At 59.8% G+C, this 24,387-nt stretch carries 23 protein-coding genes; 17 read left to right on the top strand and 6 right to left on the bottom strand.

The window, feature by feature from the left end:
• Positions 1 to 43: 43 nt before the first annotated feature.
• Positions 44 to 454: a response regulator transcription factor gene (locus V5B59_RS19175; RefSeq protein WP_169069686.1), complete on the top strand. Its 411-nt coding sequence runs from the start codon at positions 44 to 46 to the stop codon at positions 452 to 454.
• Positions 455 to 462: 8 nt separating this feature from the next.
• Here V5B59_RS19175 and gloB read toward each other — a convergent pair whose 3' ends face one another.
• Entirely contained in the window at positions 463 to 1,224 is a 762-nt protein-coding gene (gene gloB / locus V5B59_RS19170; protein ID WP_034919392.1) for a hydroxyacylglutathione hydrolase, read from the bottom strand.
• A gap of 27 nt (positions 1,225 to 1,251) precedes the next feature.
• Between gloB and V5B59_RS19165 the strand changes: the two genes are divergently transcribed.
• Genes V5B59_RS19165 through dnaQ form a run of 3 tightly spaced genes read left to right on the top strand, consistent with a single transcriptional unit; the run spans position 1,252 to position 3,161 of the window.
• Positions 1,252 to 1,965: a class I SAM-dependent methyltransferase gene (locus V5B59_RS19165; protein ID WP_169069687.1), complete on the top strand. Its 714-nt coding sequence runs from the start codon at positions 1,252 to 1,254 to the stop codon at positions 1,963 to 1,965.
• Positions 1,962 to 2,423 (top strand): ribonuclease HI, encoded by a 462-nt coding sequence (rnhA, locus tag V5B59_RS19160; RefSeq protein WP_034919396.1) that lies wholly within the window; start codon positions 1,962 to 1,964, stop codon positions 2,421 to 2,423. Before V5B59_RS19165 ends, rnhA begins: the two co-directional genes overlap by 4 nt.
• Positions 2,424 to 2,441: 18 nt before the next feature.
• Complete coding sequence (gene dnaQ, locus V5B59_RS19155) at positions 2,442 to 3,161, top strand: DNA polymerase III subunit epsilon (protein ID WP_034919400.1); 720 nt, start codon at positions 2,442 to 2,444, stop codon at positions 3,159 to 3,161.
• A 600-nt stretch (positions 3,162 to 3,761) separates the two neighbouring features.
• Here dnaQ and V5B59_RS19150 read toward each other — a convergent pair.
• Complete coding sequence (locus V5B59_RS19150) at positions 3,762 to 4,046, bottom strand: hypothetical protein (protein ID WP_034919406.1); 285 nt, start codon at positions 4,044 to 4,046, stop codon at positions 3,762 to 3,764.
• A gap of 232 nt (positions 4,047 to 4,278) precedes the next feature.
• Here V5B59_RS19150 and dusB point away from each other — a divergent pair, with 232 nt between their 5' ends.
• From dusB to hemF, 5 genes are all read left to right on the top strand, one after another.
• Entirely contained in the window at positions 4,279 to 5,319 is a 1,041-nt protein-coding gene (gene dusB / locus V5B59_RS19145) for a tRNA dihydrouridine synthase DusB (protein WP_169069688.1), read from the top strand.
• The gene (locus tag V5B59_RS19140; RefSeq protein WP_034919415.1) at positions 5,316 to 5,561 is read left to right on the top strand and encodes a helix-turn-helix domain-containing protein; all 246 of its coding nucleotides are present in this window, start codon (positions 5,316 to 5,318) and stop codon (positions 5,559 to 5,561) included. Before dusB ends, V5B59_RS19140 begins: the two co-directional genes overlap by 4 nt.
• 42 nt (positions 5,562 to 5,603) lie before the next feature.
• Positions 5,604 to 7,169, top strand: coding sequence for a bifunctional phosphoribosylaminoimidazolecarboxamide formyltransferase/IMP cyclohydrolase (gene purH / locus V5B59_RS19135; protein WP_169069689.1), 1,566 nt, complete (start codon positions 5,604 to 5,606; stop codon positions 7,167 to 7,169).
• 136 nt (positions 7,170 to 7,305) lie between these two features.
• Complete coding sequence (gene purD, locus V5B59_RS19130) at positions 7,306 to 8,586, top strand: phosphoribosylamine--glycine ligase (protein ID WP_169069690.1); 1,281 nt, start codon at positions 7,306 to 7,308, stop codon at positions 8,584 to 8,586.
• A 37-nt stretch (positions 8,587 to 8,623) separates the two neighbouring features.
• On the top strand, positions 8,624 to 9,574 hold the full coding sequence (gene hemF, locus V5B59_RS19125) for an oxygen-dependent coproporphyrinogen oxidase (RefSeq protein ID WP_211203327.1): 951 nt from the start codon (positions 8,624 to 8,626) through the stop codon (positions 9,572 to 9,574).
• Positions 9,575 to 9,632: 58 nt separating this feature from the next.
• Here hemF and V5B59_RS19120 read toward each other — a convergent pair whose 3' ends face one another.
• The 4 genes from V5B59_RS19120 to V5B59_RS19105 form a co-directional block, all read right to left on the bottom strand.
• The gene (locus V5B59_RS19120; RefSeq protein ID WP_169069692.1) at positions 9,633 to 10,466 is read right to left on the bottom strand and encodes a penicillin-binding protein activator LpoB; all 834 of its coding nucleotides are present in this window, start codon (positions 10,464 to 10,466) and stop codon (positions 9,633 to 9,635) included.
• A gap of 35 nt (positions 10,467 to 10,501) precedes the next feature.
• The gene (gene lpoB, locus V5B59_RS19115; protein WP_169069693.1) at positions 10,502 to 11,122 is read right to left on the bottom strand and encodes a penicillin-binding protein activator LpoB; all 621 of its coding nucleotides are present in this window, start codon (positions 11,120 to 11,122) and stop codon (positions 10,502 to 10,504) included.
• A 132-nt stretch (positions 11,123 to 11,254) separates the two neighbouring features.
• Positions 11,255 to 12,634 carry a DUF1425 domain-containing protein gene (locus tag V5B59_RS19110; protein ID WP_169069694.1) on the bottom strand — a complete coding sequence of 460 codons (1,380 nt, stop codon included), beginning with the start codon at positions 12,632 to 12,634 and terminating at the stop codon, positions 11,255 to 11,257.
• 17 nt (positions 12,635 to 12,651) lie between these two features.
• Entirely contained in the window at positions 12,652 to 14,112 is a 1,461-nt protein-coding gene (locus V5B59_RS19105; RefSeq protein WP_169069695.1) for a COG3014 family protein, read from the bottom strand.
• Positions 14,113 to 14,534: 422 nt separating this feature from the next.
• On the opposite strand from V5B59_RS19105, the gene nirB reads away from it, so the two are divergent.
• The 8 genes from nirB (at position 14,535) to V5B59_RS19065 (ending at position 24,381) form a co-directional block, all read left to right on the top strand.
• A complete protein-coding gene (gene nirB / locus V5B59_RS19100) occupies positions 14,535 to 16,964 on the top strand; it encodes a nitrite reductase large subunit NirB (RefSeq protein WP_169069696.1) in 2,430 nt (809 codons plus the stop codon).
• Between the two features lie 17 nt (positions 16,965 to 16,981).
• The gene (gene nirD, locus V5B59_RS19095; RefSeq protein ID WP_169069697.1) at positions 16,982 to 17,290 is read left to right on the top strand and encodes a nitrite reductase small subunit NirD; all 309 of its coding nucleotides are present in this window, start codon (positions 16,982 to 16,984) and stop codon (positions 17,288 to 17,290) included.
• Positions 17,291 to 17,308: 18 nt separating this feature from the next.
• Positions 17,309 to 18,520 carry a nitrate/nitrite transporter gene (locus tag V5B59_RS19090; protein WP_169069698.1) on the top strand — a complete coding sequence of 404 codons (1,212 nt, stop codon included), beginning with the start codon at positions 17,309 to 17,311 and terminating at the stop codon, positions 18,518 to 18,520.
• A gap of 78 nt (positions 18,521 to 18,598) precedes the next feature.
• Entirely contained in the window at positions 18,599 to 20,278 is a 1,680-nt protein-coding gene (locus V5B59_RS19085) for a bifunctional protein-serine/threonine kinase/phosphatase (protein ID WP_169069699.1), read from the top strand.
• Between the two features lie 233 nt (positions 20,279 to 20,511).
• Positions 20,512 to 22,074: a DUF4384 domain-containing protein gene (locus V5B59_RS19080; RefSeq protein ID WP_169069700.1), complete on the top strand. Its 1,563-nt coding sequence runs from the start codon at positions 20,512 to 20,514 to the stop codon at positions 22,072 to 22,074.
• A 14-nt stretch (positions 22,075 to 22,088) separates the two neighbouring features.
• Positions 22,089 to 22,676: a hypothetical protein gene (locus tag V5B59_RS19075; protein ID WP_169069701.1), complete on the top strand. Its 588-nt coding sequence runs from the start codon at positions 22,089 to 22,091 to the stop codon at positions 22,674 to 22,676.
• 70 nt (positions 22,677 to 22,746) lie between these two features.
• Positions 22,747 to 23,052 (top strand): hypothetical protein, encoded by a 306-nt coding sequence (locus tag V5B59_RS19070; RefSeq protein ID WP_169069702.1) that lies wholly within the window; start codon positions 22,747 to 22,749, stop codon positions 23,050 to 23,052.
• 438 nt (positions 23,053 to 23,490) lie between these two features.
• Positions 23,491 to 24,381 (top strand): hypothetical protein, encoded by an 891-nt coding sequence (locus V5B59_RS19065; RefSeq protein ID WP_169069703.1) that lies wholly within the window; start codon positions 23,491 to 23,493, stop codon positions 24,379 to 24,381.
• The last annotated feature ends 6 nt before the right edge of the window (positions 24,382 to 24,387 follow it).

Here is a 24,387-nt window from a genome sequence, read left to right as displayed (position 1 = left end):
GCTTCCGGCCACGGATTCCGACAAGTTTTCACAGGCACGCAGGATGAACTCATCGTCGCTTCAGCGAGTCCTCATCGTCGATGACAACGATCTGATGCGGACGCTGCTGCGCACCATTCTGCGCAGCAAGCGATACGAGGTCATTGGCGAAGCGAGGAATGGTGTCGCCGCACTCGAACTCGTAGAGCGCCTGCGGCCCGATATCATCTGCCTGGATATCCTGATGCCCGAGATCGGTGGCCTCGAGGCCCTGCAGACGATCAGGGCCACGCACCCGGAGATCGTCGTCGTGATGATCACCGGCAGCCCCAGCGTGGACAACGTCCGGGAAGCGATTCAGGGCGGCGCCAGTGGCTTCATCATCAAGCCGTTCAACGCCGGCAAGGTGCTCAACACGGTCAGCCGGGCGTGGCAGTCAGCCAGGCGACTCACTACGCCCGACGAAAGCGGCTGAACGAACGTTCAGAAGTGGTTCTTCCACTCGCGCAGTGCAGCAAATACCGCCACTTCATCGCGCGCCGCAGGCACTCTGCTGCGGGCTGAAGCCACCACTTCCGGTTCGCCACAACGCAGAAAGGGATTGCTCGCCTTCTCGATGGCAATCGTCGATGGCAGCGTAGCCCCCCCCCTGGCAAGAGTCGCAGCAACTTCCTCGAAACGGCTTTGCAGCCGCCGATTCCCGGGCTCGACCGCCAGCGCAAAGCGCAGATTCGCCTGCGTGTACTCATGGGCGCAATACACCGCTGTGTCATCCGGCAGCGCGGCCAGACGAGCCAGCGAATCAGCCATCTGTGCGGCGGTCCCCTCGAACAGACGGCCACAGCCACCGGCGAACAAGGTGTCGCCACAGAACAGGCAGCCTGAGCCATAATACGCAATGTGTCCAAGCGTGTGTCCGGGCACTGCGATCACCTGAAATTCGATGTCGCAAGGCGCAATGCTCACCGTGTCGCCACCACGCAAGGGTTTGCTGATACCGGCAATCGACTCCGCTGCTGGACCAAAGACCTCGGCGGAATGCTGTGCCAGCAATCCGGCAACCCCGCCCTGATGATCGGCGTGGTGATGGGTGATGAGAATGGCGCTCAACGACAAACCCTCTCGCTCGAGCACGTCGAGAACGGGGCGCGCATCGCCAGGATCAACCACAGTTGCTGTCGCGCCCTTGCGCAACAACCAGATGTAGTTATCCTTGAAGGCTGGAATCCTGGTAACTTTGAACATTGGTCGATTTTGGAAGAACTGCGGAAAATGTCAATCCCTGGCTTCGACACCTGGCTGGAAAGCCCGCAAGGGCGCTACGTCATGGCTTGGGAGCAAGCCAGGATCGACGCGGTCGTCGCCGACCTTTTTGGCTACAATGCCGTCCAGCTGGGTCTCCCACAGTGCGATCTGCTTGCCCAGAACCGTATCCCCCTCCGACAGGTGGCAGACGATTCGGGCCAGGTCGATGTCTTCTGCGATTTTCGGCAACTTCCCTTCGCGGCACACAGCATCGATCTGGTGGTCATGCCGCATGTCCTTGAGTTCCGTGCGGACCCACACCAGATTCTGCGCGAAGTTGAGCGCGTCCTGATCCCGGAAGGCGAAGTGCTGATTACCGGTTTCAACCCGATTTCCATCTGGGGTCTGCGCCGTGCTCTGCCGAACTGCCCCGGCCATTTTCCGTGGAACGGCCACTACCTGTCGGTACGGCGTCTCAAGGACTGGCTGCAACTGCTCGGCTTCGAGGTCGAACGGGGTACTTTTGGCTGTTATTCACCGCCATGCACACATGAGCACTGGCTGAAGCGTTGGCACTTCATGGAAGCCGCCGGCGATCGCTGGTGGGCTTTTGCCGGCGGCGTCTATCTGCTGCGTGCGATCAAGCGCGTGCATGGCATGCGTCTGATCCTGCCGAGCTGGAAGCAACAGCGGTCCCCTCGTAAGGCATTGTCCATAGTCAGCAAAAAGGAAATCCCATGAGCGATGAAGAAGTCGTCACCATCTACGCCGACGGTGGCTGTCGCGGCAACCCTGGACCCGGCGGCTGGGGCGTTCTCCTGCGGGCTGGCGATCGGGAGAAGGAACTCTGGGGTGGTGAAGTGGCCACCACCAACAACAGGATGGAACTGACTGCCGCGATACGTGCCCTCGAAGCGCTGAAGAGACCGGCGACAGTCAATCTGCATACCGATTCGCAGTATGTGCAAAAAGGCATCAGCGAGTGGATTCACAACTGGAAGCGCAATGGCTGGCGCACTGCCGACAAGAAGCCGGTCAAGAACGCCGACCTCTGGCAGCGTCTTGATGAGCTGACTGGCCAGCACCGGATCAAATGGTCCTGGGTCAAGGGGCATGCCGGGCACAGCGGCAATGAACGCGCCGACGCTCTGGCCAATCGCGCCATGGACGAGCTGTCAATTACCCGCAAGCCGCAATAGACCTCAAGGAAGACGAACATGCGCCAGATTTTCCTGGACACTGAAACGACCGGCCTGGAGCACAAGCTCGGACACCGCATCATCGAAATCGCCGGCGTCGAGATGCGCAATCGGCGCCTGACCAACCGACACTTCCACAGCTATCTGAATCCGGAGAGGGATATCGATTCTGGCGCCCTCTCGGTGCACGGGATCAGTCGCGAGTTTCTGCTCGACAAACCGCGCTTTGCCGATATTGCGGCGGAGTTCCTCGACTTTGTGCGCGATGCTGAACTCGTCATTCACAACGCCGCTTTCGACGTCGGTTTCCTGAACGCCGAACTGGCGCTGCTCGACATGGCGCCGGTGAACACGGTCTGCCACGGTGTGTGCGACACCCTGCGCATGGCCAAGGATCTACACCCCGGAAAGAAGAACAACCTCAACGCGCTTTGCGACCGCTACGGAGTAGACAACTCGCACCGCACGCTGCACGGTGCCTTGCTCGATGCCGAGATTCTTGCCGAGGTCTATCTGGCAATGACCCGCGGTCAGGAAAGCCTGATCATGGATCTTGGCGACGACAAAACGAACGGGATCGACGCTGCCGGAACCTTCAGCCCCGGCAGGCAGCGTCGGGCACAGCAGGTCCGGCGCGCCAGCCAGGAAGAACTTGCTGTGCACGAGCAGCTATTAGCAGCCATTGAACAAGCCAGCAAAGGCAAGTGCCTGTGGCTACGAACCGGGAGCACTGGCTGATTTGACACCACTTTTGGCAAGCGCTGGCTGTCGGCATGCGGTCACAGCGCCATTTACTCGGTGGCGGTGCTGAGCACGCAACCGAGTCAGCCTTCGCTTGGGGTCTCGGGTGGACGCCTTGGCCGCCGAACATGTCGCTTTGGCGGTCGCGCGTCGGGCGATCGTAGGTCAGGCTGCGCCTCCGCTGCGGGTTCGGTTCTGGCAGCAGGCGGGCGCGGGTCCGGCCTCTGGGTGGCAGGCCGGGCCCCGGTCTTGCGCTGGTCCGGGCGACGGACCTGACCGGGAGTTCCTTGGCGCTTCTCCGGTTGGCGGTCCGAAGGACGCTCGGACTCGCGGTTTCCCGGAGCAAGGGTGATCTCGATCTCGATCAGTTCATCCCATTGCTCGTCGGTGCGATCGCGCTCAGGGATGGCGAGAAGTTCACGGAGCCGCCGACGCGGGTCCTGGGGAGGTGAGTCGTTCATACCGACATTATGACTCACCTCGCCACCGTCGTTCAACAAGCATCAACGTTGTGCAAACGTCGGAGGGGTCGAAACTGTTGGAAGAGACCGGTCTGTTGAGGCAACGAACCGGCGGCACAGCCACTTTCGGGACTGGTCAGTGCTCAGCCCGCAGGCTGGCAGCAAAGGTGGTCTGCCAAATTTCAGGAAACTGGAAGCGCGCAAAGGCGCGGTGAATATCCGCCTCGTTCACGCCACTACTACTATCTTGAAAACGAATCCCCAAAGGACGGCCATTGGCTGCCAGCGTAGCGAAAGCAAAGCGCCAACGCTGAGCTTCGGCCAAGCGCTCGCGCAACTCACCTTCATTGCTGATTTCCACACCCGCCTGCTTGAGTGAATCGAGAAACTGGTCAAAAGACTCGCTGCTTAGGCTACCCATTGTATTCTCCTGTCGAAGTATATTTTCCTGCCATCCATGCTGGGATAACGCTCTCTTCTGGTGGCGGTTGACAACTGGCATAAAGAAAACCGCTAGCGAGGATCGGCGATCCGGCCGGTGAACAGGCGAAAATGCCCCTTCGCGCCTCACCCGGAGGCAAGAAGTGTCTGTTTTCGCGGCAGCAATCGCGGTAGAATCCGGGTCTTGCCTTGCCCTCCGGCACCTCACCAGCATGGAATTTCTCGGTTTTTCGCTTCGCAATCAGTTGTTCGTCGCGCCGATGGCGGGCGTCACCGATCGCCCCTTCAGGCAACTCTGCAAGCGCATGGGTGCGGGTTTGGCCGTGTCCGAGATGGTCACTTCAAACTCCCTGCTGTATGGCAGCATGAAGACCCAACGCCGTGCCAACCATGCGGGCGAGCTTGCCCCGATCTCGGTACAGATCGCCGGCGCCAGTCCCTCGATGATGGCCGCTGCGGCACGCTACAATGTTGAACGAGGTGCCCAGATCATCGACATCAACATGGGCTGCCCGGCGAAGAAAATCTGCAACGTCATGGCCGGTTCCGCCCTGCTCAGGGACGAACCGCTGGTCCGGCAGATTCTTGAAGCCGTCGTCAATGCCGTACCGGGCACACCGGTGACGCTGAAGATCCGTACCGGCTGGGACAAGAACAGTCGCAACGCCCTGAGTATCCTCGAGATCGCCGAGCAGTCAGGTATCAGAGCTCTGGCGATGCACGGCCGCACGCGCGCCTGCGGCTACAGCGGCCAGGCCGAATATGAGACGATCCGGGCAGCGAAAGCCGTAGCGACAATTCCCATCATCGCCAACGGCGACATCGGCTCTCCGGAACAGGCAAAGCATGTTCTTGATACTACCCATGCCGACGCGCTGATGATCGGCCGCGCCGCGCAGGGGCGCCCATGGCTGTTCCGCGAGATCGAGCATTTCCTGAACACCGGGACGCACCTGCCGCCACCCCTGGTCAGTGAAATTCACGAGGTGCTGCTCGAACACCTTGAGGATCTATATCTCTTTTACGGCGTCGACACCGGTGTCGGTATCGCACGCAAGCATATTTCCTGGTATACCAGGGGTCTGGTCGGCTCGGCGGCTTTCCGTCACAGGATGAACCAGTTGCCGACCATCGAACTGCAAAGACAGGCAGTCCATGATTTTTTCTCCGCCCTCGCTGAACACCACGAGCATCTGAGCTACGTCAGCTCTGCCCCTTCACCGCATGCCAACTTCGAGGATCTCGCAGCATGAAGCGCAACGATGATGACCATATCGCAACTTGCGTCGGCAAGGCGCTGGAAAACTATTTTCAACAGCTTGAAGGCGAGAAGCCGGCTGCAGTTTACGCGATGGTGATCAAGAGCGTCGAGCGCCCAATGCTTGAAGTCGTTCTCAAACAGGCCGGCGGCAACCAGACCTTGGCGGCCGAGATCCTCGGGATCAATCGCAACACACTGCGCAAGAAACTGCTCGACCACAAGCTGATCGACTGAACATTCCTTTTACCCTTTTCTAAGAGCTGCCACCTGCCCACCATGAAAATCCGCCAAGCCCTGATCAGCCTCTCCAACAAGAATGGCGCCCTCGAATTCGCGCAGGGCCTGATCGCCCACGATGTCAAACTGTTATCGACCGGTGGCACCGCTCGGATGCTCCGCGACGCCGGCCTACCAGTCACCGAGGTGAGCGATTACACGGGTTTCCCGGAAATGCTCGACGGCCGCGTCAAGACCCTGCATCCGAAGGTACATGCTGGCATCCTGGCGCGTCGCGATCTGCCCGAGCACATGGCTACGCTTGAACGGCACGGCATCCCGACCATCGATCTGGTGTGTGTGAATCTCTACCCCTTTCGTGAAACCATCGCCCAGGCCGGCGTCACCCTCGCCGAGGCAATCGAGAACATCGACATCGGCGGTCCGGCCATGCTGCGTTCGTCCGCCAAGAACTACCCCGGCGTGGCCGTGGTCACCGATCCAGAGGACTACTCTACTCTGCTCGCCGAGATGGCGGCCAGCGATGGTGCACTGAGTCTCGGCACACGCTTCGCGCTGGCCAAAAAGGCCTTTGCGCACACTGCGCGCTACGACGCGGCGATCGCCAACTGGCTGACTTCGCTCGACGCATCGAACCAGGCCGGGCCGTTTCCCGATTCTCTGCAACTTGCTTTCGATCGCGTCGAGACGCTGCGTTACGGCGAGAATCCGCACCAGCAGGCAGCCTTCTACCGCGATCCCACACCATTGGCGGGTTCGATCGCCAACTACCGGCAGTTGCAGGGCAAAGAACTCTCATACAACAACATCGCCGATGCCGACGCCGCCTGGGAATGTGTCAAGACTTTCGACACTCCCGCCTGCGTGATCATCAAACACGCCAATCCCTGCGGCGTGGCGATCGATCTCAGCCTCCTGTCTGCCTACGAAAAAGCCTTCCAGACCGACTCGACTTCCGCCTTTGGCGGCATCATCGCTTTCAACGGCACGGTAGACGCCGATGTCGTGGCCGCCATGAATGCTCGCAAACATTTCGTCGAAGTCCTGCTGGCACCGGCTTTCAGCGACGCCGCCCGCGCGCTGCTGGCCACCAAACAGAATCTGCGCGTCCTCGAACTGCCGCTGGCCAGGGGCCAGCATACTTTCGAAATGAAGCGTGTCGGTGGCGGGTTGCTGCTGCAGACGCCCGACCGCTTCAACGTCCAGGCCTCCGACCTGAGGGTAGTGAGCAAACTCGCACCGACCGATGCGCAGATCGAGGATCTTCTTTTCGCCTATCGCGTTGCCAAGTTCGTCAAGTCCAATGCCATCGTATTCTGCGGACGCGGCATGACCCTCGGTGTTGGCGCCGGCCAGATGAGCCGCGTCGATTCGGCTCGCATCGCCGCCAACAAAGCGCAGAATGCCGGCCTCGACCTGGCAGGTTCCTGTGTCGCCTCCGATGCTTTCTTCCCCTTCCGCGACGGGCTTGACGTTCTGGCGGCTGCAGGCGCCAAGGCAGTCATCCAGCCAGGTGGCTCGATGCGTGACGAGGAGGTGATCGCTGCCGCCGACGAGCATGGCCTGACAATGGTGTTCACCGGTGCCCGGCACTTCCGGCACTGATTCTCGAGCGAGCGACAGCGGGGGAAGATGTGGTGCAGAAGATTGTGAACAGGCTTATCAGTGCCTGGGTACGGCGCAGTTTGACGGGTGCGCACCAACGGGCACACACAGCAGTTCTGGTGGTGAAAGGATGGTCATGAAGATACTGGTCATCGGCTCCGGCGGTCGTGAGCATGCACTCGCCTGGCGTCTGGCGAAGACCCCGGGCCTGCAGAAGGTCTTCGTCGCACCGGGCAACGCCGGCACTGCGCGCGAGCGTGAACTCGAGAATGTCAACATCACCGACCCCGAGGCGCTCGCCGACTTCGCCGCAAAGCACAAGGTCCATCTCACGGTAGTCGGCCCCGAAGCACCGCTCGCCGCCGGTATTGTCAACCTTTTTCGCGACCGTGGCCTGAAGATCTTCGGTCCGACCAGGGAAGCCGCCCAACTCGAAAGTTCGAAGGACTTCGCCAAGCGCTTCATGGCCAGGCACAACATTCCCACCGCCCGCTTCGCGACCTTCTCCGACAGCAGCGCGGCACATGCCTACGTCGACCAGCAGGGCGCACCGATTGTCATCAAGGCCGATGGACTGGCCGCCGGCAAAGGGGTGGTGGTAGCCATGAACCTGGCCGATGCCCATGATGCGATCAACCACATGCTCCCCGCAAGCGGTGACAGCACAGCGAAAGACTCGGCCCCGGCACGCGTGCTGATCGAAGAATTTCTTGAAGGCGAAGAAGCCAGCTTCATCGTCATGGTCGACGGCAAGAATGCCCTGCCGCTGGCATCGAGTCAGGATCACAAGCGCATCGGCGACGGCGATACCGGCCCCAACACCGGTGGCATGGGCGCTTACTCACCGGCACCCGTGGTCACTCCTGAAGTCCACGCCCGCGCCATGCGCGAGATCATCCTGCCGACAGTCCGGGGAATGGCCGCTGACGGCATCCCCTACACCGGCTTCCTCTACGCCGGCCTGATGATTGGCAAGGACGGATCGGTCAAGACCGTCGAGTTCAATTGCCGGCTTGGCGATCCGGAAACACAACCGATCATGATGCGCTTGAAATCCGACCTGCTGACTCTCTTCGACCATGCCCTGGCCGGCCGGCTCAACCTGGTTGAAGCGAGCTGGGACCGTCGCGTTGCACTGGGCGTCGTACTGGCTGCAGCCAATTACCCCGGCACCCCACGCACCGGCGATCTGATCAGCGGTCTACCGCAGAACAGCGAGGACTGCCATGTCTTCCATGCCGGCAGCAGCGAAAGCGATGGCCGAATCGTCACCGCCGGTGGTCGTGTGCTGTGCGTCACGACACTTTCCGACAACGTCAAACAGGCACAGAGACGCGCCTATGACCTGATTGTCGGCATTCACTTCGACGGCATGCAGTATCGCCGGGACATCGGCCACCGCGCCATCAGCCGGTGAGCGAAACCAGGCAGGCACCGGCAGTCGCAGGCCAGGGATGATCGACCCGGCCCGCCTCAAGGCGTACTTTACCGACCTGCAGACGCATATCGTCACGGCGCTCGAAACGCTCGAGGGCAGTACTGGCGCGAGCTTCCGCGCCGACCCCTGGGAAAAGGAAGCTGACTCGCCACTCGCGGGCAGTGGCTGCACCTGCATTCTTGAGGGTGGCCGTATTTTTGAACGCGGCGGCGTCGCTTTCTCGCAGGTCAGCGGCGCCGCGCTGCCGGCCTCGGCAACTGCCAAACGCCCCGAACTGGCGGGGCGCGCTTTCGCCGCGATGGGCGTTTCGCTGGTACTGCATCCGGAAAATCCCTACTGCCCGACCGCGCACATGAACGTGCGCGCGCTGATCGCGACCCGTGCCGATTCCGAGCCCGCCTGGTGGTTTGGCGGCGGCATGGACCTGACGCCCTACTACCCTTTTGCGGAAGACATCCGGCATTTCCACACGACCTGCAAACAGGCGCTGCGGCCTTTCGGGGAAGGCACGCACGCACGCTACAAGCAATGGTGCGACGAGTACTTTTTCCTCAAGCACCGCAACGAGCCACGCGGAGTCGGTGGCGTCTTCTTCGATGATCTCAACGAGGGTGGCTTCGAGCGCTGCTTCGCGCTCACCCGGGCGGTCGGTGACGCGTTTACGGAAGCCTACCTGCCGATCATTGCAAGGCGGCAGACCTTGCCCTATGGCGAACGCGAACGTGACTTCCAGGCATACCGGCGCGGACGGTATGTCGAGTTCAACCTGGTCTGGGATCGCGGCACGCTCTTCGGCCTGCAGTCGGGCGGGCGCACCGAATCGATCCTGATGTCGCTCCCACCGCTCGTCAAATGGCGCTACGACTGGCACCCGGAAGCCGGCAGCGCCGAGGCCGCACTCTACGACATGCTGGCGCCACGCGACTGGACGGAAGCTCCGGCTGTGGGGCTGGATCTTCGTTCATGATCGCTGTCAGCATGTGCTCAAGCTGGCCAACCAGGAACAAGCAGTTCTATTTTGCCTCTCAGCGGAAAATGATCACTTCCTCACGATTGGGTTCCTCACGCGTGCGATAGCTGCTGTCACCGCGCGAATCGTCGCCGCGGATACCTCCCAATTGCTCGTCGAACTGGCGGGCGACATCTTCACCAAGGCTTTTCGAGACCTCAGAAACGACCTTTCCTCGGTTGAGAACGACACGGCCGCCACGGCTGGTCATCAGCTTGACATCCTGGCCGGTGCCCATCGCACTGAAAGCAGCCTTGATCTTGTAGTCGCGCGTGCTGATCAGACTGAATTCAGCGACCAGTTCAAGGCTGAGCGTATGCGAGACGGTGTTGGTGTGGTCGATCGGGTTGGCTTCCTGGCGGAATTCCATACTATTGATCGATCCGAAGAGTACATAGTCGGCGCCAGGATACATGCCCTGCCTGACACGTGCGATGACGTCATACAACCTCTCGACGTGCTTACTGTCGGTGAAGGGTTTGCCCTGTACCAACTGGAAACGGCCCGACTTCAGCATCTCGCCCTTGATGTCGGCGGTAAACTTGCGTAACTCGCCGCGCTCGATGTAGCTGTAGGTGCCTTCCGCCTCGTAGTAGCTGCTCTCCGACTTGGCGTTCAGCGAACCGCTGCTGCGCCGCGCATAACCATAGTCGGATTCACGCTCACTTTCGCGACCGGAAGCGCGCAGCGACGATTTTTCGTTGGCCGCAACCACGCGAAAATACTCACTGACACGTTCCTCATAAGCGAGATCGGTCACTGCGACCTTGGGCGGCGGCGCTGCGACTGCGAGACTGGTGGCGGCGAGAAGTGCGAAAACGCCCGCACGGACAAGGTTGATGGCGTTCATCTCAAGATCTCCTGGTGCCTTGACAGGGCTGGCGACTAACGTCTGGCCGATTTGCGGATGTCCTTTTCGTCAGACCATTCGACAATGCCGGTCTCGATCTCAACCAGACGCAGGTTCATCTTGTAGTAGACGTCCTTGATGTCGACGTTCTTCTTCACAATCGACGAGATGCTGCCATCGATACGATATTTGGCACCCTGCATTCTCCCCATTTTGACCGACTTGCCTTTGTCATAGAGACCGCTCTGATTCTGCCGACGCAGTTCATCGACCTGGTTCTGCATATCCTCGCCCTCGATGGCGTAGCGGACCCCACTTTTCTGTAACTGCGTCAGGATGGTGTCGGTGATCAGGCGTGTGTCGAAATATTCGCTGGTCTTGTTCTTCACTGGCGAGGCCATCAGCAACTGGCGCTTGCGGATCAGATCCTGGATCAACGGGTGCTGAATCAGCGATTGCGTCATTTTTTCCGAAATCATCTGGATGTCGGTCGAGCCGAGGTCGGTGGTCACCGTTTCGACGGCCTTGGAATCGCCGTAGCTGACATTGCCGCCACCAACCGTCGGCGACGAAGTCGTCGCACAGCCGGCAAGTGCCAGTACCAATGTGCTGGCGAGCAGGGTGAAGCGGATTTCGTAATTGGACTGACCTTGCATTGCATTACCTCCTGATGGCGATGTTGGCGACCGGCGAGCGGTCGTGTTGCGAAATGGGCTGGTGGCGCCGCCGGTTTGAGGTGAAAGTCGCCTCGGGCCAGGCGAGCGCTCACCGCTGCCGGCTGCCACGACTCAGTTGCTGATGTTGTTCGGGCTTTGCAGGATTAGCCGGAAATCGGTCGCCTTGAAGGTCGGTCCGACGACGTTGATCAATTGCTTCTGCAGTCCATAAACCAGTAGCGGTTTCCACGGCTCATCGTCCCAGACGGAAAAGCCATCGCGGTCGAGCCACTTGAAGCGATAGTACAGCTGCTGGTTGCTGGAACTGGTATTGGTGATCTCGACCTGGATGCGCAGCAGGTTGTCGCGCTTGGTGGCGCGCATGTCACTCACCTTGAGGGAAGCCATCTTGCCCAATTCCTCGATCTTGCTGGCGATGCTCGGCGCTGTTTCTGCCGCCGGTCGCGGCTGGCTGCTGAGCGCCAGTTGTGCCGGCGCCGGCGCAGCAGCAGAGTCGCCGCCGCGGGTTACTGTCTGGCTGGTGGCGGTCAAGCGCCGCTTGGCCAGTGCGGAAAATTGCCCGTCCGGATACTTGCTGAGGTAATCGCTAAAATCATCCGGCGTGTTGCTGTTCTTGATGCTGTCCCAGAACGCCAGTTCGACCGCCTTCGGGTCGACCGTCTGCACCACCGTCGTTGCAGTACTGGCGCCGGCCGGTGCCTGGCCGGCGACGAAATAGAAGTCGCCATCGGTCTGTTCGTAGAGTGCCGGCTGCTGGTCGTGGCCGACCGACTTCGCCTTCTGGGTAACCGTGCTGCGCACCCTGCGCATCGCGTCGGTGGCGCTGATTCCCGGCTGCGTGATCGATGGCAGGAACTCGCGGGTAAACAGGCCGTTCGGGTTGTTGTCGTTGTCGCCCAGCTTGTCGAGCGCCTGCTGATTGGCGCCCGCCGAATAGAGAACGACCTGACCGTTGGGCGCCTGTGGTGGCGCCAGACCACGCGTGGCGCCGATCGAGCGCGTGCCGGACTTCTTCGGCAGGGGATTGTCGCGGCAGGCGTCGAGAACGAGCAGGGTGAACTTGGCCTTGGCATCGGCGATCTTGTCCTGGATCGCCAGCACGCTCACCGCCTGGTCGGCGAGGTCGTTTTCGCTGCGCGGAGAATCCATGTCGACCGGCACCAGAAAGTTCTGATTGTTGACCTGCAAGCCATGTCCGGCGAAGAAGAAGACGCCGACCCCGCCGCCGGAGATCTTCTGCACGAACTCGTTGACCGCCAGGTTCATCTTCTTCTGCCCCACGTTGTTGTAGGCCATCACTTCGAAGCCGATCTTCTTGAGTTCGCGGGCCACGGCATTGGCATCGTTGACCGCCTTCTCCAGCTTGGTGACGTTCTGATAGTCGTTGTTGCCGATCACCAGCGCGACGCGCCGTTCGGCCGCGGCCAGCGCGTTGCCGGCGGCAGCGAGAGCAAAAATCAGGCTGACCGCGATAAGGAAGATGCGTGTCATGAGAATCTCCTGCAGGATTACTGGGTTGCCGCCGCATTTGCCGGCTTGCCGCGAACGCCACGTGTCGGGGGACGGGCATCGGACTTGGTACTGGTCGACTGAGCGCCGTCGATGGCGACGTTCGGCTGGCCAACATAGACGGCACCGCCGGTAAGTCGGATGGGAACGATGGTGAAGCGGCTACCGATGTTGACCTCGGTGCGGTAAGCGCCGGCGCCGGTCTGGAACTCGACCGTTTGCCGACCATGTGGCAGGATCGCGCGCGCCACCGAAATGCGCTCGGGCAGCGTGCGCCAGCTGCGATCGTCGGCCTGCTCGGTGGCCACGGAAGCCACGCCGACCGCGATACCGAGGATCGGCGACGCTTGGTTCGCCTGCTCCTCGGCGACGGCTTTCAGTGCAGCGCGGATCACCGTGCGCAGAATGATCGACGGCATCTGATCCTTGAGCAGCCGACGCGCCATGGTGTCGATGTTGCTCAGCGTCTCGACCGGCAACTGGCGGCCGGCGACCGTCAAAACCGGAGGAACGAAGCCGCGGTTCTCGGCCTTGAGTACCGGAAACGAGAGTGCCGTGACCACCAGGCCATTCTTGCGCGGCACCGGGATCGGGATGGTGATCGACTTCCACGACGGCGCGAATCCCGATTCTACGACGAAGAGCACGTCCGACTCGCGCGGCCCGGGCTTGCGCCGGCCGACGTTTTTCAGGCTGCCCTGGATGAGCAGCTTGTTTGGCGAAAGCTGCAAGGCATTGCGGTAGCCGGGTTCGGCGAGCGAAGGTTCGCCGGTGACCTCGAAGAAGTAGCCGGCAAGGTAGTGTGCGAAAGCATTCTGGTAGCCGTTCTTCAAATCGCGGACTTCCGGTGTGTCGAGTTCGGCGAGAGGATAGTCCTTGAGATGCTTCGGATCGTTATCGACCTTGAGCTTGTCGCCCTCTTCCTTGAGCTTGTCGTATTCCTTCTCGCGGAAAGACTTGATCAACTGCTCGCGCTCGTAGGTCTTCTTCATCTCGATGCGCGCCAGATCGGCACTGCCGAGGAGGATATGATCAAGGGTGAGTTGCGCCGACAACATGACCTTCTCGTAGTCCTGACCGTCATAGCGCCGCGTCTTGTCATTGATCAGGTAGCTACCAATGTCGCCGATCAGCTTCTGCGGATTGGTACGGTACTCGTCTTCCCATTGCTGAATGATGGCGTCGGCTTTCAGCCAGGTGTCGCGACTTCCGGCATAGTCCTTGTCAAGACTGAGGAGCTCGCCCTTCTCGAAGTAATAGAGGATGTCTTTGTCCTGCGACAGAGCGCCGGCGGTATTATTTTTCTCGACCTGCTCGATTGCCTGTTTGACCGCACCGGTCTTCACCAGGTTCACCGTTTCCTTGAGCTCCGAGTCATATTGGCGCATCGGATTGGTGGCGCAGCCGGTCAACAGCGTCACCAGCAATGTCAACACTGCCGCGATATACCCTCGATACATCGATTCTCTCCCGGTTTGTCCCAATGGCCGCCATCTGCATCGGCAGGCTGAACGGCATGTCTGGCAATAGGATCTGCTTCAACCCGAGGGCATTTTAACCGGATATTTGCCTGGCAGACGCGAAAAAGTTGCCCTTCCGCAGCGATCGATTCATCAGATCCGAAGCGATCAGCGAATGCTACGAATGCTACGAAGTAGCTGCCACCCTCCCGACCGGAATGCCAGTCGATCCCATCTGCCGTCCCAACCCCCGGTGACCGCATCACCGCACCAAAATGCAGCAAAACGCCCCGAGATTGTGCGCCGCATCATCAGTGAGGACACAAGGCGTGGCAGAAATCCTGAAAAATCAGCGCATCCAGAATATGGCCCAATTATTGCTTTAATCCTCCCATCAAGACACAGCAAAGGGAGTCGTGAAAATGAGCAAGAAGAAACTGGTAATGGTGGGCAACGGCATGGCTGGCGTGCGCACGCTTGAAGAGTTGTTGAAGATCGCTCCCGATCAGTACGAGATCACCGTTTTCGGCGCCGAGCCGCACCCCAACTACAACCGCATCCTGCTCTCGCCGGTACTGGCCGGCGAGATGACGATTCAGGACATCATTCTCAACGATCATCATTGGTATGCGGAGCACGGCATCAAGCTGCACCTGGGCAAGAAAGTCAGCAGGATCGACCGCGTGCAACGCCGGGTGATCGCCGAGGACGGTACCGAAGCACCCTATGACCGGCTGCTGCTGTCGACCGGCTCCAACCCGTTCATCCTGCCGATCCCCGGCAATGACCTGCCGGGCGTCATCTCCTACCGCGACATCGCCGACACCGATGCGATGATCGACGCCGCGCGCCGCTACCGGCATGCGGTGGTGATCGGTGGCGGCCTGCTCGGCCTCGAAGCCGCCAACGGACTGAAGCTGCGCGGGATGGACGTGACCGTGGTACATCTTGCCGACTGGCTGCTCGAACGCCAGCTCGACCAGACTGCCGGCCGGATGCTGCAAAAATCGCTCGAAGACCGCGGCCTCAAGTTCCTGCTTGGCAAACAGACCGAAATGTTGATCGCCGGCGAGAGTGGACGGGTCTCGGCGATCCGCCTCAAGGATGGTCTGCAGATTCCTGCCGATCTGGTAGTGATGGCCGTCGGCATCCGCCCGAACACGGCGCTGGCCGAATCGGCAGGCATCTACTGCAACCGGGGCATCGTGGTCAACGACACCATGCAGACCTACGACCCGAAAATCTACGCCGTCGGCGAATGCGTCGCGCACCGCGGCACCGCGTACGGACTGGTCGCGCCGCTCTTCGAACAGGGCAAGGTCGCGGCCAACCATCTCGGCAACTACGGTATCAGCCGCTATACCGGATCGGTCACCTCGACCAAGCTTAAAGTGACCGGAATCGACCTGTTCTCGGCCGGTGATTTTTTTGGCAGCCACGATAGCGAGGAAATTGTCCTCAACGATGCGGCCGGAGGCGTATACAAGAAACTGGTGATCAAGGACAACAAGCTGGTCGGTGGCGTCCTTTATGGCGATACCGCCGATGGTCCCTGGTATTTCCAGTTGCTGCGCGACGGCCAGGACATCCACGAAATTCGCGATCATCTGCTGTTCGGACAGTCACACGTCGGCGACGTCGGCCATCAGGGCCACAGCAAGGCAGCTTCCATGGCCGACAGCGCGGAAGTGTGCGGCTGCAACGGTGTCAGCAAGGGTAGCATCGTCAAGGCGATCAAGGAAAAAGGGCTGTTCACGCTCGACGACATCAAAAAGCACACCAAGGCAGCGTCGTCCTGTGGCTCCTGCGCTGGCCTTTGCGAGCAGATCCTCTCGGCGACGATCGGTGGTGCCTACACGCCGGCAGCTTCGAACCGCAAGGCGGTCTGCGGCTGTACCGATTACTCGCACCAGGAGGTGCGCGACGCGATTCGCGCGCAGCACCTGCTGAGTACCGACGCGGTCATGCGCTTCCTCGAATGGCAGACGCCAGACGGCTGCGACAAGTGCCGCCCGGCGCTGAACTACTACCTGATTTCGACCTGGCCGAAAGAGGCAAAGGACGATCCGCGCTCGCGCCTGGTCAACGAACGCGCGCACGCCAATATCCAGAAGGACGGCACCTTTTCGGTGGTACCGCGCATGTGGGGTGGTTTGACCACAGCAGCCGAGCTGCGCCGAATCGCCGATGTCGCCGACAAGTATCAGGTGCCGACGATCAAGGTCACCGGCGGCCAGCGCATCGACCTGCTCGGGATCAGAAAGGAAGACCTGATCAGTGTCTGGAAGGATCTCGACATGCCCTCGGGTCACGCCTACGGCAAGTCGATCCGCACCGTCAAGACCTGCGTCGGCATGGAACACTGCCGCTTCGGAACGCAACTGGCAATGGCCATGGGCGTCAAGCTCGAGAAGATGCTGTTCGACATGTACTCGCCGCACAAGGTCAAGCTCGCCGTTTCGGGATGTCCGCGCAACTGCGCCGAGGCCGGCATCAAGGACGTCGGCGTGATCGGCGTCGATTCGGGTTACGAACTGTACGTTGGTGGCAATGGCGGCATCAAGACCGAAGTCGCGCAGTTTTTCGTCAAAGTGAAGAACGACGAAGAGGTGATGGAGTACGCCGGCGCTTTCCTGCAGCTCTACCGCGAAGAGGGCTTCTACCTCGAACGAACCTGCCACTACCTCGAACGTGTCGGTCTTGACCATGCCAAGCAGCGGGTCGTCGAGGACGAGGAGAGCCGCAAGGCGCTGTATGGACGCCTGCTGGCCGAACTGCAGGACACCAAGGATCCCTGGGCCGAGCGCATCGCCGGCGTAGAGCACAACGAGTATGAATTGCTTTCGGTATGAAGGACTGGAGAACAGAAATGGCTGAATGGAAATCGATCTGCAAGCTTGAAGAAATTCCGCGCCTGGGCAGCCGCGTCGTGCGCTCGACCAGCGGCAACATCGCCGTTTTCCGCACCTCGGGCGGAGAAGTGTTTGCGCTGCGAGACCAGTGCCCGCACAAGGGTGGGCCCCTGTCGCAGGGGCTGGTGCACGGCAATCAGGTGACCTGTCCCCTGCACGGCTGGAAACTGCGTCTGGATTCCGGCGAGGCAGTCGCTCCCGACCAGGGCTGCTCGCGCAGCTACCCGATCCGCGTGGAAAGCGGCACGGTATTTCTTGAAATCTGATTCGAAAGGACTACGACAATGGACAAGTCATTCTGGAAAGCCGGACACCGGCCGACGCTGTACGCGGCATTTCTCTACTTCGACCTGGCTTTCATGGTCTGGGTGATGCTGGGGCCCCTGGGCGTGCAGATCGCCAAGGATCTCGGCCTGACGCACGCACAGAAAGGGATGATGGTCGCCACGCCGGTGCTTGCCGGCGCCATCCTGCGCATCGTCATGGGCGTGCTGGTTGACCACCTGAAACCCAAACTGGCTGGCGCCATCGGACAGGTGATCGTCATCGTCTCGCTGTTCGTCGCCTGGTACTTCGGTATCCACAGCTACGAGCAGACGCTGATCCTCGGCGGCTTCCTCGGCGTTGCCGGCGCGTCGTTCGCGGTCGCCTTGCCGCTCGCCTCGCGCTGGTATCCGCCGGAACATCAGGGAACGGCGCTGGGGATTGCCGGAGCCGGCAACTCGGGTACGGCGCTGGCAGCGCTGATCGCACCGAGCCTGGCGATCGCCTTCGGCTGGAGCAACGTCTTCGGCCTGGCGCTGATCCCGCTGCTCCTGGTCTTCGTCTTCTACCTGTTCGCCGCCAAGGACGCGCCGGAATGCCCGCCCCCCAAATCGCTGGCTGAATACCTGAAAGTGCTCAAGGACACCGACGCCTGGTGGTTCATGTTCTTTTACTCGGTGACCTTCGGCGGTTTCGTCGGCCTCGCCTCGTCGCTGACGATCTACTTCAACATCCAGTACGGCCTCGACGCCAAGACTGCCGGTTTCTTCACTGCCGCCTGCGTTTTCGCCGGTTCGCTGGTGCGACCGATCGGTGGTAACGTCGCCGACCGCATCGGTGGCATCAAGAGCCTGTCGGTGATGTATGTGCTGGCAGCGATCTTTCTCGGCATCGTCAGTATCGGCCTACCTGCTGCATGGATGGCGCTGCTCGCCTTCGTGGGTGCGATGCTGGCACTGGGAATGGGTAACGGCGCGGTCTTCCAGTTGGTGCCGCAGCGCTTTCGCAAGGAAATCGGTGTCATGACCGGGATGGTTGGCATGGCTGGCGGTATCGGTGGCTTCTACCTGGCCTCTTCGCTCGGCTACGCCAAGGAACTCACCGGCAGCTATCAGATCGGCTTCCTGATCTTTGCTGCACTCGCTCTGCTGGCTCTGGCCGGACTGACCGGCGTCAAGACTCGCTGGCGTACGACCTGGGGTGCTGCGCACCTTACCGTGGCGAAGATCTGATCCGAAAATTTCTTTGCGCAGAGTGTGGGGTGGCAAGGTACATTGTGACCTGCCGCCCTTTTCTGGAGCCATGCTGGCATGCCGCTTAGAGTCGACGTCGGTCACTCCTCGCTCACCGGACCCCGCGAACGTAACGAGGATTTTTGCGGCATGGTCACCCCGCAGGGAACCGACCTCGAAAACAAGGGGCTGATCGCAGCCGTCGCCGACGGCATCGGCGGCCACAAGGGCGGTCGTGAGGCCGCCGAATACACGGTGCGCGGCCTGCTTTCGGACTACTACGCGACCCCCGACACCTGGAGTGTGCCGCATGCGCTGGAAAAGGTCGTCGTCCCGCTCAATCGCTGGGTCATCGCCGAAGCCGGCCGCCAGCCGGAACTTGCCGGCATGGCGACGACGCTCACTACCCTGGTGCTGCGCGGCCGGCGTTATGTGTGCGCTCACGTCGGCGACTCGCGACTCTACCTGCTGCGCAATGGCGTCTGTCGGCGACTGACTACCGACCACGTCTGGGAACATCCGGAACTCCGGAACGTCCTGTCGCGCGCAGTAGGCCTCGACCGCCATTTCCACCTCGATTTCGCCGACGGCGAATTGCGCCAGGGAGACTGCTTTTTGCTTTGCTCCGATGGCGTCTGGGGCGCACTCGACAACCAGCGTATCTGTGGCCTACTGATTGCGCATCCCGACGCGCAACAGGCTGCTGCATCGCTGACCAGTCTTGCACTGGCCTCGGGCGGACAGGACAACGCCAGCGCCGTGGTCTTGCGTGTCGCCGAACTGCCGGCAGAGAAGCTGCGCGACTCGCTCGAAGGCTCGGCGCGCTTGCCCTTGCCGCCGCGTTTCAAGCCCGGCCAGTCCTTCGACGGCCTGCGCATCGACGAAGTGCTGCACGACTCACGGGCGACGCTGCTGTACCGTGTCACCGATCAGCTCTCCGGCCAGCCAATGGTGCTCAAGACGCTGCGCCCGGAACTCGCTGACGATCCTGACGAAATCCGGGCGCTGATCATGGAAGAATGGCGCTCCCGGCGCATCGTCTCGCCTTTTTTCGCACAAATGCTACCGACTGAAAGACGTAGCTGCCTCTACTATCTTCAGAGCTGGCACGAGGGAGCGACGCTGCAGCGGATGCTTGATGCGGATATGCACTTCACCGTCGCCGAAGCCGTCCAGAACGGTATCCGGCTGATGAAGGGGCTCTGTGCACTGCACCGCCTCGACATCGCGCACCGCGACATCAAGCCGGCGAACATTCACCTCGGCCGCGACGGCTGCCTGCGCATTCTTGACCTTGGCGTCGCCGTCAGTCTCTCTGAAGACGAAGTCGCTATCGGCAGCCCGGGCACGCCGAGCTATATGGCGCCGGAACTCTTCGCTGGCGAGCAGGCCGGTGCCGCGCATGACCTCTATGCCGCGGGCGTCACGCTCTACCACCTGCTGACCCGCAAGTATCCCTACGGCGAGATCGAACCTTTCCAGCACCCGAAATTTTCCGAGCCGGTGGCACCAACGCGCTACCGACCGGATATCCCGGGCTGGCTCGAAAACGTCCTGCTCAAGGCGGTCGCAAAAGACCCTGCGCAACGCTTCGAAACCGCCGAGGAGTTTCTTCTGGCGCTCGAACGCGGTGCCAGCCGCCCGGTCAACCGCCCGCCGGTGACCCCGCTGGCACTACGCAACCCGCTGCTCACCTGGCGGATCATCGCCGGCGTCTCCTTGCTCGTCAATCTGCTGCTGATGCTGCTGACACGCTGAATATTTCAGGCCATTCGCCTGACCGTTCGCCGTAGTCAATCGACGCCAGGGTAGCCGCATGGTCCGTTTTCGAAGACTGCTTGCCCATTGAGAGACCCATTCATGCACCCCTGATACGAGCAAACCGTGAAATATTTGCTTGTTGGATACGCTCCTCTTGATGGTAAAGTATATTGATAGGCGAAATTTTTCCGATTGCGCTGAACGATCGATTTCATCAAAAAGGGTTGACCATGTCGAAACTGATCCCCGGTTTAACGATGCTTCCATTGGCTCTGCTCTGCAACTTTGCTTCGGCGCAGGACGTGCTCGGCAAGTCGCAAGATCCGGCGGCAACCGTTTCCAACGCCGCCGCCCCAAAGACCCCTGCCATCAAGACGATCACCAATTTTTCCCAGGCCTTGCGATGCATGGATGAATTGTTCCTCGCCTATGGCAAGAGCGGTATCGTCGTGACCTCGACCGGCATTCCGGATGAGACCGGCAAGGTGCGCACAGGCACCAAGGAAATGCTGATTACCGCCATCGCCAAAATGACGGTCAAGAGCAACGCCTTTGAGTTCATCGATTTCCATGGCGGTGGTGACGATCTGGCACGACTTTTCGACACCAAGGGTCAGTCCATGATGAAGATTCCGGATTACTACATCCGGGGCTCGATCACCCAGATGGATGACAACACCATTCGCAAGAACAGTGGATTCGGTTTGGCGGCAGCTTTCTTCGATTTTGGCTTTTCTTCCGATGCCTCCTATGACCTGATCAGCATGGACATGAGTATCGGTGATGCGGCCACCCGAAAGATCCTTCCGCAAACCAGCACTTCCAACACGATGGTCATCATCAAGACCGGCAAGTCCGGTGAAGCCGGTGGCAAGTTGGGCAAGGTCGGCCTCTCGTTCAATCTCGATTTCAGCCGCTCGGAAGGCTTGGGCGCAACGACGCGAACCCTGCTTGAACTCGGTCTGATCGAGACTCTGGGCCAATTCACCCAGGTTCCTTACTGGCGTTGCCTGGATGCGGACATCACCAATCCGGTGATTCGTGAACAGGCGCTGGAAACCTACGAAACACTGAAAGAAAGCGAAAGAATCACTTTTGTTCAGCGCAAGCTGGGTGGCAGCATGAACCGCTACAATGGCCCGATCGACGGCAAGATGAATGACACGCTCAAGGACGCCATCCTTGAATACCAGGCGCAAAACCATCTCGTGGCGGATGGGCGAATCAGTTTCGAGCTCTACGCCAGTCTGTTCGATGATATCCAGAACAACCTGGCTTATGTGCCCGGCACGCCACCGGCCAAAGCAGCGGCGTACAGGCCACCTGCACCTGCGCCAGCGTTGCTCCCTCCACAGCAGGCGGCACCCGCTGCCTCTGCATTCCGGGTGAATCTCGAAAGCGACAAAGGTTCGAAGCCAAGCTACAAGGTCGGCGAGTTCCTGAACATGTCACTGTCCTTGATGGGTGATGGCACCGTGTATTGCTACTACGAAGATATCAATCGTTCCGTGGCACGAATTTTCCCCAACCAGTTCGTCGGCAATCCTACCTTGCGATCTGGCAGCACCATCAGGCTTCCCAGCGGCGGCTTCAAGATTCGCTTCGATCAGGCTGGCAAGGAGCGGGTCGCCTGTATTGGCGCTGACCGCGAACTGGTCGTCCCGGCCGCACTGAAAGGCGCCCGGGATCTGGCCCCCTTGCCCGTCCGCTCGCTTGATGAAGTGGTGAGCCAGTACCGTCAAGGCAATCCGACTGCCATGAGCAGTTACATCGACATCACGGTTACCCGGTAATCGACGAGATCGCCATGCCCCCCCTGGTCAGACTTCTTCTCCAGAACAGCGCATTGATGCTCTCAGTCATGTCGCCCATGGCGATGGCGGCAGACGGTCAGGCTGGGAAGGTCATGCTGTTGGCAGAATTGATCATTGTGCCGGAAAAGGCACCTTCGAAGTCAACCTCGCAATCACAGCGCGAGAAGGCAGGGAGATATCAAGGCGAAGCACCGGCAAACCTGGAGGACGACGAGGTCGGAATTCTTGCGCCTCGTGGCGGCGCACCAACAGAAGAGAAAGCTTTCGAAAACCGCAATAAGGCCAGGGCATATCAACCAAGTGGTGATAATTCTTCACCTCCATCCTTTTCCGGGTCCGGGGCTGCTGGTTCCGATGGTGGCCAACCGCGTCACATGGAGCAACGCAATCGCGCACGCGCCTATACCGGGACAGGAAACGCTCAGGACATGGATTTGAGCCACGTCGGTCGCGACGGCATTCCACTCGTGCCATGCCATGAGGTCGACAATGTTTCCGGAAGAATCGGGGACGACACCATGTCAGGTAGCATCGTGCATATCTTTCGCGATGGGCGGCAAGTCAAAGTTCGTTGTCGGTGATTTTCCATGTCAACCGAACACTCCGCCACTGCGTTATATAGTCTATGAATCGTGCAATATGGAGACAGTAATGAAATGGTGGGTTGCTATTGCCATTCTCGGTATGGCTACGCTTGCACTGGCGCAAGTATCTGTTGATGTATCTGGACTCGGCGTGAAAGTACAGACAGGAAAAGGCGGATCGGTTGCAAGTAATACTGCGGGGACGATTGACCCGGATGTGCAGATGGATGGTGTTGCCGTGATCAACGGCGAGGTGTTTGTGGATGGTGAAAAGGTTCCAAAGGGAAAATCGCCCTATACCTCCAAGAAGTCAGGCAAGACCTATGTAATTAAGTGGGAGAAAGATGGAAATGTCGCAATTCAGGAAAAATAGCCTCCTGGGCATTTTTACCATTGGTTTTCTTGTTTCTTCAGCCCAGGCCGTGATCGTCATTGATTACAGTGTCGTGAGACCGCCACCACCTCCGGGAGGTTTGACGTCACGCTTCGTTCCTCTGGCAGAGACAGAGCCGGGATATCTCATGCAGAGAAGCAATGCCTGGCGCGTTTACAACCAGGACCGTCCACGTACGGGCGCTTTGCTGGTTTATCCGTGGGTATCGGGCTCGATTGGTGCGCCGACCTCGTTGCGACAAGTCGAAGTTCGTAACAATATATCACGTGCCCAGGCGTATCGCCTAAGCCCCCGTGAATAAGATTTTTGACGATTAACATCCGACATGAATTGGAACCACGCTGCAAAAATATTGTCCAATTACTTATCTGGTACTGCTCAGGATAGGTTCCCGAATGATCTGTATGGGATATACAAGTGAAATCAGGATTTGACACTATTGCCGGACGCATCAGGAAAATGATCGGAACCAGTGTGCTCATGGCGATGACGCAATCGGCTTGGGCGCTGGATGCCGTGCAAGCCGACTTTTCGCAGGTGTTCGATTCCCGCACGGGAGAACTGACTGTCTGGCAGATGGCCGAAAATCCCAGCATTTACATATTTGATTTCCCAGGCTTGACCTATCAAGGTCGCAGCTTCAACCGCATTACTCAATTTACGGAACAACAGACCACCGAGCCTTATCCCAAGGTACTGAGCAATCAGGAACTGGCTCGCTATGTCGAAGCAGCACGCCGCACACAGGCCGATTTTGCTTTCGGTCACGATGTGCTGATCTCCGAACTGGTGCAGTTCTTCAACTTTGCATTGCGTGACAAGGTTGAATTGAACCCGGAAGAAATTGTCATTCGCGAGTTCCTGATGGAACAGGGGCTGGTGCGCTTCTGGCGGGGTTTCTACCAGGCCATGAAACCAGGTGTTGTCGTGCTTGCCATACCGCAAACTCAGGACCGAAAAGCTACTGAACCGATGGTTTCTCCTGGTGCACGCTATGCCATCCTGTTGCATGAACTGGCTCACGGCGAGTATTACGCAAACCCGCACTATGCCAAATTCTGTCAGCGTTTCTGGTACGAAACCATGACGGAAAACCAAAGGGAACTCTTCAAGCGCTTTCTCGCAAATTTCAATTATGCAGTCAATAATGAAGAACTTCTGATCAACGAAATGCAGGCGTACCTGATGTTCACGCCAGATCCGAAATCATTCAGTGCCCGCAAGTTGGGCGTCTCCGATGCGGAATTGCAATCGCTGCGAGAGACCTTCCGTCGCGGTAGTCCGCCCATCCGATTGCCCATGCGCTAGGAGGCA

The organism is Candidatus Accumulibacter contiguus, assembly GCF_036625285.1.
Taxonomy (GTDB): domain Bacteria; phylum Pseudomonadota; class Gammaproteobacteria; order Burkholderiales; family Rhodocyclaceae; genus Accumulibacter; species Accumulibacter contiguus.
The sequence above is the reverse complement of the archived record's forward strand: the minus strand, read 5'-3'. Positions and strand labels throughout refer to the sequence as shown.

What these genes read in the sequence shown, in the direction of transcription:
- V5B59_RS19175 (WP_169069686.1), top strand. Translation starts at nt 44, where the DNA reads ATGAACTCATCGTCGCTTCAGCGAGTCCTCATCGTCGATGACAACGAT.
- gloB (WP_034919392.1), bottom strand. Translation starts at nt 1,224, where the DNA reads ATGTTCAAAGTTACCAGGATTCCAGCCTTCAAGGATAACTACATCTGG.
- V5B59_RS19165 (WP_169069687.1), top strand. Translation starts at nt 1,252, where the DNA reads ATGTCAATCCCTGGCTTCGACACCTGGCTGGAAAGCCCGCAAGGGCGC.
- rnhA (WP_034919396.1), top strand. Translation starts at nt 1,962, where the DNA reads ATGAGCGATGAAGAAGTCGTCACCATCTACGCCGACGGTGGCTGTCGC.
- dnaQ (WP_034919400.1), top strand. Translation starts at nt 2,442, where the DNA reads ATGCGCCAGATTTTCCTGGACACTGAAACGACCGGCCTGGAGCACAAG.
- V5B59_RS19150 (WP_034919406.1), bottom strand. Translation starts at nt 4,046, where the DNA reads ATGGGTAGCCTAAGCAGCGAGTCTTTTGACCAGTTTCTCGATTCACTC.
- dusB (WP_169069688.1), top strand. Translation starts at nt 4,279, where the DNA reads ATGGAATTTCTCGGTTTTTCGCTTCGCAATCAGTTGTTCGTCGCGCCG.
- V5B59_RS19140 (WP_034919415.1), top strand. Translation starts at nt 5,316, where the DNA reads ATGAAGCGCAACGATGATGACCATATCGCAACTTGCGTCGGCAAGGCG.
- purH (WP_169069689.1), top strand. Translation starts at nt 5,604, where the DNA reads ATGAAAATCCGCCAAGCCCTGATCAGCCTCTCCAACAAGAATGGCGCC.
- purD (WP_169069690.1), top strand. Translation starts at nt 7,306, where the DNA reads ATGAAGATACTGGTCATCGGCTCCGGCGGTCGTGAGCATGCACTCGCC.
- hemF (WP_211203327.1), top strand. Translation starts at nt 8,624, where the DNA reads ATGATCGACCCGGCCCGCCTCAAGGCGTACTTTACCGACCTGCAGACG.
- V5B59_RS19120 (WP_169069692.1), bottom strand. Translation starts at nt 10,466, where the DNA reads ATGAACGCCATCAACCTTGTCCGTGCGGGCGTTTTCGCACTTCTCGCC.
- lpoB (WP_169069693.1), bottom strand. Translation starts at nt 11,122, where the DNA reads ATGCAAGGTCAGTCCAATTACGAAATCCGCTTCACCCTGCTCGCCAGC.
- V5B59_RS19110 (WP_169069694.1), bottom strand. Translation starts at nt 12,634, where the DNA reads ATGACACGCATCTTCCTTATCGCGGTCAGCCTGATTTTTGCTCTCGCT.
- V5B59_RS19105 (WP_169069695.1), bottom strand. Translation starts at nt 14,112, where the DNA reads ATGTATCGAGGGTATATCGCGGCAGTGTTGACATTGCTGGTGACGCTG.
- nirB (WP_169069696.1), top strand. Translation starts at nt 14,535, where the DNA reads ATGAGCAAGAAGAAACTGGTAATGGTGGGCAACGGCATGGCTGGCGTG.
- nirD (WP_169069697.1), top strand. Translation starts at nt 16,982, where the DNA reads ATGGCTGAATGGAAATCGATCTGCAAGCTTGAAGAAATTCCGCGCCTG.
- V5B59_RS19090 (WP_169069698.1), top strand. Translation starts at nt 17,309, where the DNA reads ATGGACAAGTCATTCTGGAAAGCCGGACACCGGCCGACGCTGTACGCG.
- V5B59_RS19085 (WP_169069699.1), top strand. Translation starts at nt 18,599, where the DNA reads ATGCCGCTTAGAGTCGACGTCGGTCACTCCTCGCTCACCGGACCCCGC.
- V5B59_RS19080 (WP_169069700.1), top strand. Translation starts at nt 20,512, where the DNA reads ATGTCGAAACTGATCCCCGGTTTAACGATGCTTCCATTGGCTCTGCTC.
- V5B59_RS19075 (WP_169069701.1), top strand. Translation starts at nt 22,089, where the DNA reads ATGCCCCCCCTGGTCAGACTTCTTCTCCAGAACAGCGCATTGATGCTC.
- V5B59_RS19070 (WP_169069702.1), top strand. Translation starts at nt 22,747, where the DNA reads ATGAAATGGTGGGTTGCTATTGCCATTCTCGGTATGGCTACGCTTGCA.